The sequence below is a fragment of the Bacteroides sp. LFL-34 genome (genome assembly GCF_027257075.1).
In the GTDB taxonomy this organism is placed as follows: Bacteria; Bacteroidota; Bacteroidia; order Bacteroidales; family Bacteroidaceae; genus Bacteroides; species Bacteroides ovatus.
The window spans coordinates 61,549-77,703 of sequence record NZ_JAPQKZ010000035.1 but is presented as its reverse complement, the minus strand read 5'-3'; the positions used below and the strand labels follow the sequence as shown (position 1 = coordinate 77,703).

Below are 16,155 nucleotides of genomic sequence, written 5' to 3'. Positions count from 1 at the left end.
ATTTGGCTTCGGCAGGGATTGTAATGGCTTCACGGATTATCGCCACTTCAACCAAAACCCTTGTAACTCAATTCTATCACTATATCTTTCCGCATTTCACTTTTTTGTAGTAACTTTGCGCAACAAAAATAGAAAAATAGGTATCAAGATGAAACTAAGATATTATCAAATCGCCATTCGTTACAAGAACAAAATGCATGACTTTCACGGTTGGGGTGTAGCAGCGCAGATTTGATAACCCTCCTATTTTCACTACAGAGAACGCCAGAGGACACAGCGTTCAAATAATCTTCATTAACTTGTGTCAACTGACATATTTCAAAAGAAAAAAACTCTGTGTTACTCTGTATTATTCCGTGGTGAAGAAAATTCAAAATTCTACTATTAATTAAATTTCTTTTCACTTTATGAGCAAAAAAAGATGGCTCATAGTGCCGCTATGTGCCGTGCTATGCAGTCAGGGACTGTTTGCCCAGACGCTTGACAGGAGAGTGTTGGGCATTGACGAAATGTTCCGTCTGGCAGACGAGAACAGTCAGAGTATTCAAACGTATAAAACCGGAAAGGAAGCAGCCGATGAAGCTTTGAAGGCTGCCAAGTCACAACGTTTGCCGGACATAGGTGCCTCACTCTCATTTAGTTACCTGGGCGACGGATATATATGGGACCGTGACTTCAAAAACGGGCAGAATATCCCTATGCCACACTTCGGCAATAACTTTGCGTTGGAAGCGCAACAAGTGATTTACGCCGGAGGAGCCATCAACAGCAGTATTACTCTGGCTGAACTCGGTCAGCAAATGGCTGCATTGGACTGGCAGAAGAACCGTCAGGAAATCCGCTTTCTCCTGACCGGCTATTACCTGGATTTATACAAGTTGAATAACCAGCTGCAAGTGTTACAGAAGAATCTGGATTTGACGGAACAGGTGATCCGCAACATGGAATCACGCCGCACACAGGGAACGGCCTTAAAAAATGACATCACCCGCTATGAGCTACAGAAAGAGACGCTGAAACTGCAACTGGCAAAGGTGCAGGATGCCCGCAAAATAATGAATCACCAACTGGTGACTACCTTACATCTGCCTGCCGGAACAGAAATCGTTCCCGATTCTACCTTGCTGAACGAGGAAGTGACAGCATTAGCCGAAAACGACTGGCAAATGATGGCCAGTCAAAGCAATGTCGGACTGCAACAAGCCCAGCTGGCTATGAAAATGAACGAGCAGAAAGTGAAATTGGAACGCTCGGAACTGCTTCCGAAAATTGCACTTGTGGCCGGTGAACATTTAGATGGTCCTATCACCATCGAAGTCCCGGTGCTCGACAATAACTTCAATTACTGGTATGTGGGGGTCGGTATCAAATACAATCTTTCTTCTTTATTTAAAAACAACAAGAAAGTGCGCCAGGCAAAACTGAACGTCTGCAGAGCACAGGAGGAATATTCACTGGCACAGGAACAAATAGAAAACGGTGTACAGGCGAACTACGTCAACTTTCTCACCTCTTTCACAGACCTGCGTACACAGGAGAAAAGCGTGGAACTTGCCGACCAGAACTATAACGTAACCAGCAACCGTTATAAAAACGACCTTGCCCTGCTCACCGATATGCTCGATGCCAGCAATATGAAACTAAGTGCCGACCTCGGTCTGGTCAATGCGCGTATTAACTTGATATACAGTTATTACAAAATGAAATATATCACACACACTCTCTAACAGAGAAGTAATGACTTATCAAAAAGAATCCAATTTATAACAGAATCAAATTCTCATCTCTCTTAAAATAGAACAGATTATGATAGCTAGAAAAACCCAGAAGATAATATACAACATTGTAATTATCTGTTTACTTATCGGTGGTGTCACTTATGTTTGTTCCCGGTTTATCCACTTGGGAAATATCGAATATACGGATAATGCGCAGGTGAAACAACATATCACACCGATCAATACCCGTGTACCGGGATTCATCAAGAAAATCTACTTTGACGAGTATCAGCAAGTGCGCAAAGGCGACACGCTTCTTATCATCGAAGATGCGGAATTCCGTCTCCGTGTGGCACAGGCAGAAGCGGATTTGGCGAATGCCACCGCAGGACGCCAGGCCACTACCATCGGTATCGCCACTACGCAAAACAATTTAAGTGTGAGCGACGCAAGTATTGAAGAAGTACGTGTACAGATGGAAAATGCCAAACGGGAACTGAACCGTTTTGAGAAACTGTTGCAGGAAGACGCAGTGACGAAACAGCAATATGACAACGTACATACAGCATACGAAGCTGCCAAAGCCCGTTATGAACAGGTGTCACGGGCTAAAATGTCTACTTCTCTAGTGAAAAGTGAGCAGACTCATCGCCTGGGACAGAATGAAGCAGGTGTCCGCCTGGCAGAAGCTGCGTTGGAACTTGCCCGTCTGAATCTCTCTTATACAGTCATCATTGCTCCGTGTGACGGCACGACAGGAAAGAAAGAAATCCTGGAAGGGCAACTGGTGCAACCGGGACAGACTATAGTTGATATCGTAGACAGCAGTGATTTGTGGGTAATCGCCAATTACCGCGAAACCCAGCTTCCGAATATCAAAGAAGGTGCAGAAGTGGAAATAACCGCAGACGCCGTGCCGAACGTCACATTCAAAGGAGTAGTAGAATCCATCTCCGATGCAACAGGAGCCGCCTTCTCAATGATTCCGCAAGACAACGCCACCGGAAACTTCGTGAAAGTGGAGCAACGTATTCCCGTACGTATCAGTCTGAAAGGAAACAAACCGGAAGATTTGAAACGTATGCGTGCCGGTTTTAACGTGGAATGTGAAGTGAAGTATTAACCGCTTTAACCCTTTATCGTTTTAATCATTGTTTTAATTATCAATTGCTTTAATTTTTTAATTTTCAATTCTTAATTTTCAATTCTTATGAGTGCTCCTGTTCTGAACGGTCCTTTTGTTTTGCCGATGTTCCGCAGTTTCGTGCCGCGGAAGATGCAACCGTGGATTTATCTTTTCATAGCCGTCACCTTCCAACTTTCGGGAGGTGTCTATTTGGGTGCATTGAATCAGATGATCGGCAGCATGTCACTGATGCGGGAGGATATTTTAATGTGCATGTATGCCAACCTGGCCGGTATGGCGATCTACTTTCCGTTACTGTTCCGCATGAAGTTTCGTTTTACCAATAAAACCCTGCTTACATCGGCCGCACTGGGAGTATTACTCTGCAACCTGATAGCACCGCATATCACCTTTCTCCCTCTATTGTGGTTGGTCTGCTTCATCGAAGGTATGTGCAAAATACAGGGAACTTTCGAGTGTATGTCAAACATTCAGCTGTGGATGACTCCTAAACGGGAGTTCACCGTTTTCTTTCCCTGGCTTCATATTGTTATTTTGGGAAGCATCCAGCTATCCGACCTGATTACGACCCGTTTGATGTATCATTATCACTGGACATACATGAACCTGTTCGTTGCCGGTCTGATGCTGATTGTCTTATTGATACAGTTCACTTGTGTGAAGCATTTCCGGTTCATGCGCAAATTTCCTCTGTTTGGTATCGACTGGCTGGGCGGGATACTATGGGCTGCCTTATTAGCGGAAATCGCCTTCCTCTTCAACTACGGAGACTGGTACGACTGGTGGAACAGCCCGGTCATCCGCCAACTGACCATCGTGATTTTCATCACTTTAGGAATTTGTATTTGGCGCATGATGACCATTCGACACCCATTTCTCGAACCAAAGATGTGGACGTACCGCCATTTTTTGCCTTTATTGGGATTAGTCACTTTAGTGGAAGCGTTCCTCGCCACGGAGCACGTGCTGGAGGAAGTCTTTTACGAGGAAGTAATGAAATATGAAGAACTGGTCAGTTCCCAACTCGATTGGCTTGCCATTGTCGGTATCGTATGCGGTTGTGTGTTTTCGTATTGGTGGATGCACGTCAAGCAGTATAATTATGTACGCCTGGTCATTGTCGGCTTTATCGGGTTGATCGGTTACCTGATCGGTTTCTACCTGACTTTATCCACCGACATCCATATTTCACAGCTTTACCTGCCGACCGTATGTCGGGGCTTCGCTTATGCCGTATTGAGTGCTACTTTTATGGTGTGTCTGGAGGAAATTATGACTTTCCAGCATTTCTTCCAGGGATTAAGTGTGTTCAATATGCTGCACATGGTAGTAGGCGGCGTAGTGGGAGCCGCAGTCTATGCACAGGGATTGGCGTATTATGTTCCCGACAATCTGGCCCGTTACGGTTCAGCCATCGATCATGTAGCTTTCAGCAGTAGTCCGTTCAATCTGGGTCACTATATGGAAGAGTTTATCAGTCAGATGATGGAGATAAGCATCAAGCAGATTTACGGCTGGGTGGCTTATGCCTGCATTTTCCTCTTCCTATTGTTATTGCTCTACGATTTCCCGGTTCGACGCTCATTAAAAAGTATGCCAAGCTGGAAAGAGGTGGCAAGGGAGGTGAAAAATACGTTCTGGCGGACAACACACATGCCGTCGGAGAAAGAAAAATAGGAAGACTGTTTACCTGTATATTTATTGAACTGATAATCAATAGAGTTTATGCCACCCGGCTACGAAAACAAACTGCCGTAGCTATCCGGCATAAACTCTACCTTTTTCTAACTAGTCACTTACCTTCTATATCTTTATAAATAGTTGCTTTTTGTACAGCCCCCATACAATCAGATAATTGAATCCGATAAACAGAAGGGCGTAAATCAGAGAGGCCAGATGAGCATCGGGAAGAACGCTCCAAATAGAAGTGTAAATCTTCTCCTGCAAGCTACTCTCCCCAACTGTAATTACCTCCAGCAAAGTAGCTAACACACCGGCCACTATATAAATAAACAATGGATTCGTACCAAAAACATGGAAAGGATATCCCCATTTCTGCTTTTTACGAATATCAATCAGCCAGGTGAGAAACACAAGCAACAAGGAAGCAAAACCACAAGTCACCAGCACAAAAGTCGGACTCCATACTTTCTTATTCAACGGACAGCCGTAACTCAACAACCATCCTGCAAACAAAAGAGCAATACCCAGTATGGAGATCTGCAACAGCCGGTGATGGATTTCAGTCTTCTCCCGCAAAATATTTCCGCAGAAATAACCGATAATCACTTGCGCAATGCACGGCAAGGTACTCAACAGGCCTTCCGGGTCGAAAAAGATACGCCCGCCATCCGGCAACCACTCCCGATACAAATGGGCTTCTCCGAATAGTGTGCGATCTGTAACGGCAATAATATTCTGTTCGGAAAGTTCAAATCCGTGTCCCAAAGCCAGCAAGGTGGAATAACCTGCCAGAATGATCCCGGAGATCCATGCCAGATTTGCCGGACGCCGGACACCCACAATCAGCAAGGAACCAAAGAAATAAGCCAATGCCAACCGCTGCAACACTCCCAGAATACGTATGTGCGAGAAAGGTTGTTCTACTCCTGTGCACACCAACGAGAACCAGGAAAGAAAAAGTCCCAACAAAAACAAGATCAACGTGCGCCGTACCAGTTTGATGATAAAACCGCGACTGAAATGATGATCGAACCGGGATAAGGCAAAACTCATGGAAACGCCCATTATAAACATGAAGAACGGGAAGACCAAATCAGTCGGAGTCAGTCCGTTCCATTCGGCATGTCGCAAGGGTGCGTAAATGGATTCCCATGTTCCGGGGTTGTTCACCAAAATCATTCCGACAATGGTGATTCCCCGGAGTATATCTAATGAAAGTAAACGTTCTGATTTCATATTGTTCTTAGTGTACCGGGATTAAAGAAATCCCGGTTTGGTGAAATAGAATCCATTCGCATTCAACCATTTAACATGCCATTTCAGGCGATTGGTAAAATCAATCCAGTTACGGCTACTTCCCCACGCCAACTCCGAAAATGCTTGAAGAGAGGGAAACACGTGCTGGCCAAACTTCCGTTCATTAGGAATCATCTCCGTCCATACACAAGCCTGGAAGCCTAACACATTTTGCTTCACGATGCCGGGAAACTGGGGTTCGAACTCGAAGTTATACAAAGAGCTTAATCCTTCGTCTGAAGGCGTTGCACTCAAATAGAAACGGGACCATTCCATGAATATAATCGGATACCCTTTCTGGGTAATCTTTCCCGGCTGATCGGGCAGCCAGTCACGCCAATAAGTATAAATCAAATCCTGTGGCTCTTTTTCAAGAAAAGCATCGTCCCATCCCATCACTTTCTTGCCTTTACCCTTCACATAGTTCGTCATAATCTTCACAAAACGGTTTTGCAGTTCATCCACTTTCTGATAACCTTCCTGCTGCATCAATCGCTGACAAACTTCACACTGTTCCCAGTTATCTTTCTCCACTTCATCTGCTCCGATATGGAAATATTCCGAAGGGAAAATCTCGACCATCTCATCAATGATGGACTGCACGAACTGATAGTTCTCCGGACGCGAGGGACAGATAGGATAAGAGAATTCTTCTCCCCATCCGGCTTCTCCCGTGCACGACAACTCGGGATAGACTTTGATAGCCGCCGAGAAATGACCTGGCATGTCAATTTCGGGTACAATATCGATCCCTCTTTCCAACGCATAACTTACCAAACCTTTCATCTCTTCCTGCGTATAATGACCGCCATATTGAGAACCGTTTCTCACGAAACGGGGATCTATCTCATAGTTATAATCCTGTTGGGAAAGTTCTACGCATCTCTTGTCATATTCGTCAAAGTCGCGCCAGCTGCCTTCCTGCGTCAGCAACGGATATTTTTTCACTTCAATGCGCCAACCCTGATCGTCCGTCAGATGCAAGTGAAGCTTGTTTATCTTGTAGAAAGACAAACAGTCTATCACCTTTTTCAGATAATCAACCGTAAACATGTGGCGGACTACATCGATATGAAATCCGCGCCAATCATATTTGGGAGCATCTTTTATATCGACCATCGGAAGATATTTAGCACTTCCGGAAGTGAAGAAATTTGCTTGTTCGAGCGCTTGTCTCAATGTCTGGATTCCCCAGAGAAGTCCGGTTTCCGTTGAATAATAGACGCAGGCTCCCTCTTTGGTAACGGTGAGCCGGTAAGCCTCTTTAGCCAGATCCGCTTCCTGTTTCACACGGATAAAGGCACGATCGTTGGAGGCATCACTGACGGAAAGAGAAAGTTTCTCTTCCAGGGTGGATTTCAACAGTTGCGACGTGGAAGCCGGAATGTTCTGGCTGACAGTCACATTCTGCGGAAGAGAGACAACCGATTCTTTATAATCGACTCTTTCCGGCAAAGGCATCACCGACAGGCGGGTGGGCACTCGCTCCGGGTAGTTCGCGTTATCATTATCATTGCACGACAACGATGTGATCGCACCTATTCCCAACAAGAATAATATTCCGGTTCTTTTTATCTTATCATAGTTCATAACTTATCTACTTTTGTGGATTAATCTACTTTGAGAGTGCTTGTTACACTCTCTTTATTTAAATAAAACAGTTTCGCTTTCACAACGGAAGCATCACAGGCTACGGGAGCTTTCCAAAGTTCCGAACGAAGGGTCGGTTCCGTGCCATCGGTCGTATAGCGTATTTCACCTCCCCGGATAGGGGTACTGGCATGGAGTTGCCCTTCTTTGATGCAAAGTCCGGGATGAGGTAAACGGAAATTGATACTTCGGGACGCCCAGTGAGGCATTTCTTTCTCACTCACTTTGGAGTAGAACAGGCCCAGTTCTTTATTGAAAGCCTGACGTTCTTTCTCTCCTGTTAAAGTGCTCCAGGCGGGAAAAGCGTTCCAACCGCGTTCCACCAATCCGAGGATTTTGGGGAAGGTGTAATATTCCACCCATTCAAAATCACGGATGGTTTCAGCAAATAATTGTGCCTGCACTCCCTGGATATGTTCCTTTCCGGAAGCGGTCAAAGTCGTTTTTCCCTTTCCTGCGATGTCCGGATCGACCGGATTGCCTGCCATATCGGTACGCGAAGAACGATAAATGCTATATGGAAGCATGGAGAAACCTTTGGACTCGTCAACATATCCCGCCCACGAGAGACCTCTTTCGTCGGGATGAGCGTCATAGGCCAAATCCAGATAGAAATTGTTCACGTTGCAGAGAATCACCGGATATCCTTTGTTGGCTATCTGGTAAGGTATTTCATCCGCTTCCCATTCAGGAACCGTATTCCAGCAATACACTCCTGCTGCAAGTTGGTTCAAATGACGATCGGTTGTTTCCGGATGTCCCAACGCTACTTCCTGCCAGCCGCTGAATTGCAAATTATGTTGTTGCAGATAGTCTGCCATCTTCGTAATATAGTATTCAGACAGTTCGTGGGCACTTGTCATCCCGTTTTCATCCATAAACGTCCGGCAGACAGGAGAACCCATCCAGGCTCCTTCGGGTACTTCATCGCCACCTAAATGAATCGTAGTCAAAGGTACCTCCGCTTCCTCATACATGGCTATCAACTCACGAATCACTTTTTCCATAAACCGGTATGTAGAAGGCAATGCTACATTCATGACATTATCCGTATAAGACTGCGCGGAAACATAACGGGAAGTGTCTTGTGCGTCACTTAATAAATATTCGTTGGCCTTTTCAGGGGCAGTATTCACATACTTATGATAGCGCGCTTTCATGGACACGATTGCCGCACGGGCATGTCCCGGAGACTCAATCTCCGGAATCACACGCACATGTCTTTGAGCTGCATAACGCAATAAATCGATAAATTCTTCACGGGTGTAATATCCGTTGCCGGAGGTAGCTGCAGACGGATCATAGTTGCCATCGTAGCCCGGATATAAACATTCCAGTTCATCCGTGGTATGTCCCCGGCGTGCGCCAACCGAGGTCAATTCTTCCAAGCCGGGAATCTCCAGACGCCAGCCTTCATCATCCGAAAAATGGAAATGCAGTACGTTCAGTTTATAAGAAGATATTACATCTACCAGCTTTTTCAGATGTTCAACAGTCGTAAAGTTCCTGGCAATATCGAGCATTTGCCCGCGATACGGCAAATCGGGATAATCGCGGATGGAGAGAGCTTCCAAACGGAACAGCTTTTCCTGACCTTTCAACAGGGAGAGCAAGGTTTGCGTCCCATTGAATATGCCATGTGAAGTGGAAGCTGAAATATTTATTAGCCCGTTTCCCGTATCAATCCGATAATATTCGCCGTTCACTGCTGTTTCCCGTTCCGGCAAATAATCCAGATGAACTGTTACCGGTGCTTCGGATACAACTTCCAGGCCATGGATGGTTGCCAGCTTTTCTTTCAGTAATTCAGCTTCGTTGGCAAAATCGGGATGGAAAGTCAGTTTTACTTTATTTTCTATAGCAAAACCCTCTTTGCCGGTAGCCGGCACCGCTTCTTTCACTGACGGAAAAATATCAGTTTGCTGCAACTGGGCTGTAGTCTCCAACGCCAAATTCGAAGCATATATCTTATCAGGTGCGGGATACCAGTCTTCTGTCTCCATTCCTTTCAGCGGCTGTATGGTCAGTCCGACAGGCAAGGGAATACCTTGCTTACTGCCTGACTGACTCACCCAGTAAGTGCCTTCGGGAGCATGTGACATTTTTTTCAATCCGTTGGTACAACAGAATTTGACGGTCAACGAATCTCCCGGAGCCAGTGGTTGAAAATTTTCTGCCGGATACATCCGGAAGAAGTTCGCATTCACCACTTCCACTTTGACCGGAGCAGACTCTTCCTGCAGAATCTCACGAGGCAGCTGCGAATAATAGATGATCCAATCCTTTTCTAAAGGAACATCTGAGATGTTCTTCAGGACAAATGAATTCTCATAGTAACCGGGCTGTACTTCCACAGCTCCCATCTTCCAAGTCAATGACACGGGGGCTTTCGCCCCGTCAGTCGATTTACAACCGGAAATGACCAGCAGGAGGCACAGACTTCCCCATATTATATATAGCATATTTCTCATAGGCTTTCCTGTTTTTCTATATATCATTCTTTTAGGTATTAATCACTCAATCGTTCGATGTGCAAAGTTTCTTTGCCTACTCCCTGCGAGGCGTCGAAAGTCAGACGATAATAGCCGGGAACGAAACCGTCGCCACTCGTTATTCCATTGGAACCAGATAGTTCAATTCCATCCGTATCGCCGGACAATGAACCCTCTTGCAGTAGCATGCCTTTATCTTTATTCCATTGCAAATCGCTGTAAATTTCAATTTCGAAGGATTCCCATTCATGAGTGTTACTCAAATACACGGTGGTCTGGTATTTCTGTTCACCGATTGGCACAATATATCCTAACTGTGATATGTCTTCCAAATTCCAGCCTCCACTATTATATGCTTCATTCCAGACGGGTGCGCATGTAAATCCGTGTCCTACCAGCCAGAAGCAAGTGGGAGCCGTATCACCCATCCGTGCCACCCAGATATAATTATACTTAGAAGAATAATAGATCTCCCAGGTTCCTGATTTGCGCAAGAAGGTAAACTTGCCATTATCCGGATTATAGCTAAAGAAGTCGCGATTGTAAGCGTGTTCCACATCTTCAAATCCACTCATTTCGAACTCTTCCCCCTGCGTAAAGCTAATCTGTGCACGGAAAAATCCCTCACTGGCTATCAACTCGGTTTCTTTAATTTTCAGGTTCTTTTGGTAGCCGACTACTCCCAGTTCAAAAGTCATCACATTGAAAGTGATTTGTTCGACAAACCAATCCCGGTAATCAAAAGCAAAGCTAGGGCCCGACGCTTCAATAAGGACTGCCGTATTGCTTGCTTCGGCAGCTCCCCAAATCAGTTTTGCATCATCCAATGATGCTGTGGTTGAGATCTTTCCGGATAGCTCCATCGGATAACCCTCTTCCGAATCGGAAACTTCCGTAAGGTACAGGTAAGGATTGTCCTCACTCCGGGTCATTTCTACCACCTCACCGTTATAGTGAAGATAAAGCACTTCGGGAATCTGCGGACGGGTGATATGGAAATCAAATGTTTGAGTGACTTCACTACCTTCCACATTAATGGCTGTCAGAATCACCTTCGCTTCCTGATTCTCTTCAAGTCCGGCTTCAAACGGGATATAAATCCCTTTTTCAACAATCGAAACATCAGTGCCTTTCGTACGGATCGACTGCGAACTGACCAAAGTTTCACCTGTCATCAATTTCACTTCCAGCGTAGACAAAGGAGTCTGCGGATCGTGAATCTTCACAGAAAAATAAAGAGAATCGGCAGCAGGTGTCTGATCGGTAGTTGAGAATTGCAGTTCCGATATTTCGGGACACGAATATGGATACGTCACCCGGCCATCTTCTTCGCTGCATGAAGCCAGCCAACAAACAGTCAGCCCCAGCAGCCATAAAAACAGATTATTGTGTTTCATCATTTTTTCTTTTAAAGTTTTACGTTCCTCTTTTCATTAATAGCCTTCATTTTGAGTCAGATTGGTGTTCTTATCTTTCTCTCCTTGAGGAATCGGCCACAACTGCCGAAAAGCCTGCAAACCTGCAAACAGCAATCTGCCGTCTTTGTCTTTATGCTTCTGCATCACTTCCAGCAAACGATTATTGCGTACCAGGTCGAACCAGCGCTGACCTTCCATATACAACTCTAATTGGCGTTCGTTCTCTACCGCCAGGCGTCCTCTGGCCTGCCCCATATTTTCATCTAAAGAAGAAGGAGCAAAACCGGCACGTTCTCTAATACTATTTACAATCCGGATGGCTTCCGGGGTGCGGTCCAACTCTACCAGTGCTTCGGCTTTCAACAGCAGTATATCTGCCAACCGCATCAAAATGATATTGGAAGTCTTCTCGCGAATCTTATAAGACAACGGGTAACTGTCTGCCGGCCAATAGGTATCATAAGGCACTGATTTCCAAAGAATACTGGATGCATAACGGGTATCTTTCTCTTTGTCAAATTTAGCAACCAGATCATGAGTAGGTGTACAATAACGTCGCCAGGTTACTGATCCGTCATCTTCTTTCAGCAATACCCAGTAAGCCCAGTTGGGTGCATCGGAGGTGTAATAGACTTCGAAGATGCTTTCTGAAGAAAATTTCTTGTCGGGTTGCCACAACTCGTCAAAATTGCTGACCAGCGTATAGCCTTCTGCTATTACTTTGTCACAAGCCTCAACCACTTTGGTATAGTCGCGTGTTGATTTCTCCCCTCTCGTTGCTAACACTTTGGCACGTAAGGCATAGGCTGCTCCCTTAGTTGCCTGGAAAATTCCTTTATTCTTGCTTACCAGGTAACGAATGGTATTTTCTTCATTCAGGTCGTCCAGGATCTGGTCATATATTTTATCTGTGGCAGAACGTTCCGGATACATCACCGGATACCATTTATCGAGGTTTTCGGCTGTAATGGTCGGAATCAAATCCAGCACCATCGGGGCATCACCCCATAAACGGACAATATCAAAATACGCCCATGCCCGCAAGAACTTGGCTTCTGCAATAACACGATTACGTTCTTCTGCTACGGTAGAAGTAGGATCCATCATCTTCGTATTTTCAATCACACTGGTTGCAGTGCCCGCCATCGAATAATACTGTGACCAGACCAGTTCTACTTTATAATTGGTAGAGGTCAGTTTCAACAAATCAAACTCCTGTTCGGCCACACCATCTCCGCCGATATAACAATTATCGGACTGCACATCTCCAATAGTATAATTTTCCGACTGGAATATATCTGCTTTAAAACTCTCATACGCACCCTGCAACTCGGCCTGTGCATCTGCCAGACTTCCATATTTAGACTCCTGATCTTCCGTTCCGGTACCTTCCTGCATAAAATCCGATTGCGGTTTCTCATCTAGGAAACTACTGCATGAAACGACTAATGTACAGAGTACGACATACGCTAACTTTATTATATTTTTCATTTTCGCAGCTATTAAAATTCAACATTCAAACCAAAAATTACCGCCCTCGATTGAGGATAAGTACCATAGTCCACCCCTTGAGCAACGGAGTCTCCGCCAAAAGCATTTACTTCAGGATCGTATCCTTTGTATTTAGTCAGTGTGAAGAGATTCTGTCCGGTGACGTAAGCCTGCAATCTGGACAGATGTATCTTATTCAACCATTTCTTAGGAAAATTATAGGATAAAGTGACTGTTTTCAGGCGCAGGTAAGATCCATCTTCTACAAAACGGGAGGAGTTATGATTATTCTCTGTATTACCAACGCGGGGGACATTGGTAATCATACCCGGTCGTTTCCAACGATCCAACACACGAACCGACTGGTTTCTAAAGTCTGTCATGCCTTCCATATCAATACGCGATGCATTAAAAATCTTATTGCCCTGACTTCCCTGCAAGAATACAGACAGGTCGAAACCGGCATACGAAAATGTATTCGTCATACCGTAAATGAACTTGGGCTGGGCATTTCCCAAAGTAGTGCGATCTTCCGGATCGATAAAACCGTTACCATTCAAGTCACGATAGATAATATCTCCGGTTTCCGGATCAACGCCTTCTGATATGTAACCAAAGAATGTGCCTAACGGAAGACCTTCTTTCAGGATGACGGCTTTCTCCTTGGATTCGTACATTTCAGCATAATAATAAACTTTATTCAAACCGAGCTTCGTCAGCTTATTCCGGTTGAAAGATATATTGAAATCGGTATTCCACTGAAAGTTACCTTTAAAATTCTGGGAAGAGAGAGTGAACTCCATACCTTTATTCACCATCTCACCGTCGTTTCTTGTCACACTGCTCGGCACCACATTCTCCGGCAGGCTGACTGTCAATAGTAAATCGGTGGTCTTTTTGTAGTAAGCATCAACCGAGAAGGATAAGCGGGAATCAAACATGGTCAGGTCGAGTCCCAGATTCCATTGGCTTGTTTTTTCCCAGGTCAGTTCTTTATTGGCTGCCGAGCCGGGTTTAATGGCAAGTCCCGGATATAAGTTTCCCTCCGAAACGGGCAGTTTACTGACGCTCATGGAAGCCATGTAAGCGTAGTTTCCAAAACCGCCTTGGTTACCATTCATACCCCATCCGGCACGTAATTTCAGGTCGGTAACAATGTCTTGTAAAGGTTGCATGAACTTTTCGCCTGAAATTCTCCAACCTGCAGAAACAGAAGGGAAAGTACCCCAACGATGTCCCAGGGCAAAACGAGAAGAACCGTCTGCACGGAAGTTAACTGTCAGCAAATAACGGCTGTCGTAATTGTAGGCTACACGACCCAGAAAAGAGGCCAGCGTCCATGCGGAAGCAGAAGAACCGCAAGCATCCTTATCCAGTTGATTGGCGGCACTGATGGAATGAATATCGGGATAAGACTCTGCCAGGTCGAAACCTGCCATCCACGAACCGTTATATTGTGCACGCTGCTGGGTAGCCCCTCCCAAAATAGAAAGGTTATGTTTGTTGAATGAACAATCATAGGTCAGCAAATTTTCAAAAAGCCATTCGAAGTTTCGTGAGAAACTCTCTTCCACACGCCCTTTTGTACCCCGTCCGTCCGAAGTGGAAATCGGGTCCAGATAGTAGTCCCAATGTTCATTGGTCAGTTCAATGCCAAAAGTGGTTTTAAACTTCAGTCCTTTGAATATGTCAACCGTGAAGCCGAGTGAGCCATTTATATGGTCTGTATTCGTGTTACTGTCTGCAGCATTGGCAGCCAGCGGATTCAAGATGCGCGCACCGTAAGCCTGTTCATCATATTCGTTCGGATCATACGGGTTCCACTTCTGCATAAACGGAGGAGTATTCACAACGGATAAGATGGAACCGGCACGCAAAGAACTGCGGCTTTCGTTCACCCATTGTCCGCCTGTATGCGAATATGCAAAATTGAGTGCCATCTTTAGCCATTTGGTCTGCTCACTATCCAGGTTTGCACGGAAATTATACCGATTGAAATGTGCTTTCTCCACGATACCCTGTTCGTCGGAATAACCTCCGGAAACAAAATATTGCAGTTTCTCGGTCCCATTTGCCACAGACAACTGATAGTTCTGATTGACACCCGTACCGAAGAATAAATCGGTCCAGTCCACATAGCGCGTTTCACTTTCGGGGATATTAGGGGCAACATCCGAAACAGCTTTCAAATCTTTCATCAAGTCTTTATATTGCTCCGTATTCAATGCATCTATTTTTTTCCCTAATTTAGAGAAACCTACATAAGCACTCATTTTCACTTGTGGTGCACCGATCTTTCCTCTTTTAGTCGTAATCAACACTACTCCGTTTGCCGCACGTGCTCCGTAAATAGCTGCCGATGAGGCATCTTTCAGAATTTGCATGCTTTCAATATCATTCGGACTGATATTCGAAATGTCATCCGACGGCAAACCGTCCACCACATACAACGGTTCATTGGATGCCTGTACCGAAGTGGCTCCTCTCACCCGGATTGTCACTCCGGAACCCGGCATACCCGACGGCTGCACAACCTGAATACCGGCTGCCTTTCCCTGAATAGCCTGTGCAGCTGTCATAATCGGACGTTCTTCAATATCTGCCGTGGAAACGACAGATACCGCAGTCGTAATATCTTTCCGTTTCATAAAACCGTATCCCACTACGACTACCTCTTCCAGTACCTGCGAATCTTCGCTCAATGACACATTGTATATGTTCTGCTTATTGACCGTATGAGATTGGGAAACATAACCGATATAGGAGAAACTGATTTTTGCCCCCACAGGAGCTTCCAAAGAGAAACGACCGTCTATATCGGTAGCGGTTCCAATATTCTCTCCCTCCACTCTCACTGTGACACCAATCAAGGGTTCTCCCCTCCGGTCGGCCACAACACCGGTGATTGTTTTCTTATCGCCTTTCTGGGGGGCGTTCTGTTCACTTTTCAGAGTAAGCACCACTTGCTTACCCGATTCTATTTTATAACTAATAGATGATCCTTTGAAAACTTTTTCTAAAACCGCATCAATACTTTCATTACTCACTGTCAATGAAATTTTTTGATCTAATCCGGGAAGCTTATCCGTATAAAAAAAGCTGTAATCAGCCTTCTTTTCAATCACTCGTATCGTCTGGCGTATCGTCTGATTCTTCACAGAGAAAGTGATCTGCGCACTTGCCTCTTGAGACACAAACAACAAGATACAACTGAACATAACAAGCCTGAATATGATATGTAATTGTTTTCTCATTAGTAA

Annotated in this window: 10 protein-coding genes; 4 read left to right on the top strand and 6 right to left on the bottom strand. The window is 45.1% G+C overall.

What is annotated here, in order from left to right:
• The 4 genes from N5O98_RS19320 to N5O98_RS19305 form a co-directional block, all read left to right on the top strand.
• On the top strand, positions 1-235 hold a 235-nt coding region (locus tag N5O98_RS19320), incomplete at its 5' end, for a hypothetical protein (RefSeq protein ID WP_269495911.1).
• A gap of 172 nt (positions 236-407) precedes the next feature.
• Positions 408-1,727 (top strand): TolC family protein, encoded by a 1,320-nt coding sequence (locus N5O98_RS19315; RefSeq protein WP_004296730.1) that lies wholly within the window; start codon positions 408-410, stop codon positions 1,725-1,727.
• A gap of 79 nt (positions 1,728-1,806) precedes the next feature.
• On the top strand, positions 1,807-2,841 hold the full coding sequence (locus N5O98_RS19310; RefSeq protein WP_004296729.1) for an HlyD family secretion protein: 1,035 nt from the start codon (positions 1,807-1,809) through the stop codon (positions 2,839-2,841).
• A gap of 87 nt (positions 2,842-2,928) precedes the next feature.
• Positions 2,929-4,542: a hypothetical protein gene (locus N5O98_RS19305; RefSeq protein WP_004296728.1), complete on the top strand. Its 1,614-nt coding sequence runs from the start codon at positions 2,929-2,931 to the stop codon at positions 4,540-4,542.
• 126 nt (positions 4,543-4,668) lie between these two features.
• Here N5O98_RS19305 and N5O98_RS19300 read toward each other — a convergent pair whose 3' ends face one another.
• From N5O98_RS19300 to N5O98_RS19275, 6 genes are read right to left on the bottom strand one after another with little or no spacing between them, the layout of a single operon-like run.
• Positions 4,669-5,784 carry an acyltransferase family protein gene (locus N5O98_RS19300; protein WP_004310095.1) on the bottom strand — a complete coding sequence of 372 codons (1,116 nt, stop codon included), beginning with the start codon at positions 5,782-5,784 and terminating at the stop codon, positions 4,669-4,671.
• A 21-nt stretch (positions 5,785-5,805) separates the two neighbouring features.
• Positions 5,806-7,434 carry a beta-N-acetylhexosaminidase gene (locus N5O98_RS19295; protein ID WP_004306862.1) on the bottom strand — a complete coding sequence of 543 codons (1,629 nt, stop codon included), beginning with the start codon at positions 7,432-7,434 and terminating at the stop codon, positions 5,806-5,808.
• Positions 7,435-7,454: 20 nt separating this feature from the next.
• On the bottom strand, positions 7,455-9,965 hold the full coding sequence (locus N5O98_RS19290; protein WP_004310093.1) for a family 20 glycosylhydrolase: 2,511 nt from the start codon (positions 9,963-9,965) through the stop codon (positions 7,455-7,457).
• A 38-nt stretch (positions 9,966-10,003) separates the two neighbouring features.
• Positions 10,004-11,386, bottom strand: coding sequence for a DUF5016 domain-containing protein (locus tag N5O98_RS19285; RefSeq protein WP_008776328.1), 1,383 nt, complete (start codon positions 11,384-11,386; stop codon positions 10,004-10,006).
• Between the two features lie 33 nt (positions 11,387-11,419).
• Positions 11,420-12,895, bottom strand: a complete 1,476-nt coding sequence (locus N5O98_RS19280; RefSeq protein ID WP_004297680.1) for a RagB/SusD family nutrient uptake outer membrane protein — start codon at positions 12,893-12,895, stop codon at positions 11,420-11,422.
• Positions 12,896-12,906: 11 nt separating this feature from the next.
• Positions 12,907-16,149, bottom strand: coding sequence for a TonB-dependent receptor (locus tag N5O98_RS19275; protein ID WP_022200241.1), 3,243 nt, complete (start codon positions 16,147-16,149; stop codon positions 12,907-12,909).
• Positions 16,150-16,155 lie beyond the last annotated feature (6 nt).

Excerpts from the sequence above, each read along its gene's own strand:
- N5O98_RS19295 (WP_004306862.1), bottom strand. The coding sequence starts at position 7,434 with ATGAACTATGATAAGATAAAAAGAACCGGAATATTATTCTTGTTGGGA.
- N5O98_RS19300 (WP_004310095.1), bottom strand. The coding sequence starts at position 5,784 with ATGAAATCAGAACGTTTACTTTCATTAGATATACTCCGGGGAATCACC.
- N5O98_RS19315 (WP_004296730.1), top strand. The coding sequence starts at position 408 with ATGAGCAAAAAAAGATGGCTCATAGTGCCGCTATGTGCCGTGCTATGC.
- N5O98_RS19305 (WP_004296728.1), top strand. The coding sequence starts at position 2,929 with ATGAGTGCTCCTGTTCTGAACGGTCCTTTTGTTTTGCCGATGTTCCGC.
- N5O98_RS19275 (WP_022200241.1), bottom strand. The coding sequence starts at position 16,149 with ATGAGAAAACAATTACATATCATATTCAGGCTTGTTATGTTCAGTTGT.
- N5O98_RS19285 (WP_008776328.1), bottom strand. The coding sequence starts at position 11,386 with ATGATGAAACACAATAATCTGTTTTTATGGCTGCTGGGGCTGACTGTT.
- N5O98_RS19280 (WP_004297680.1), bottom strand. The coding sequence starts at position 12,895 with ATGAAAAATATAATAAAGTTAGCGTATGTCGTACTCTGTACATTAGTC.
- N5O98_RS19290 (WP_004310093.1), bottom strand. The coding sequence starts at position 9,965 with ATGAGAAATATGCTATATATAATATGGGGAAGTCTGTGCCTCCTGCTG.
- N5O98_RS19310 (WP_004296729.1), top strand. The coding sequence starts at position 1,807 with ATGATAGCTAGAAAAACCCAGAAGATAATATACAACATTGTAATTATC.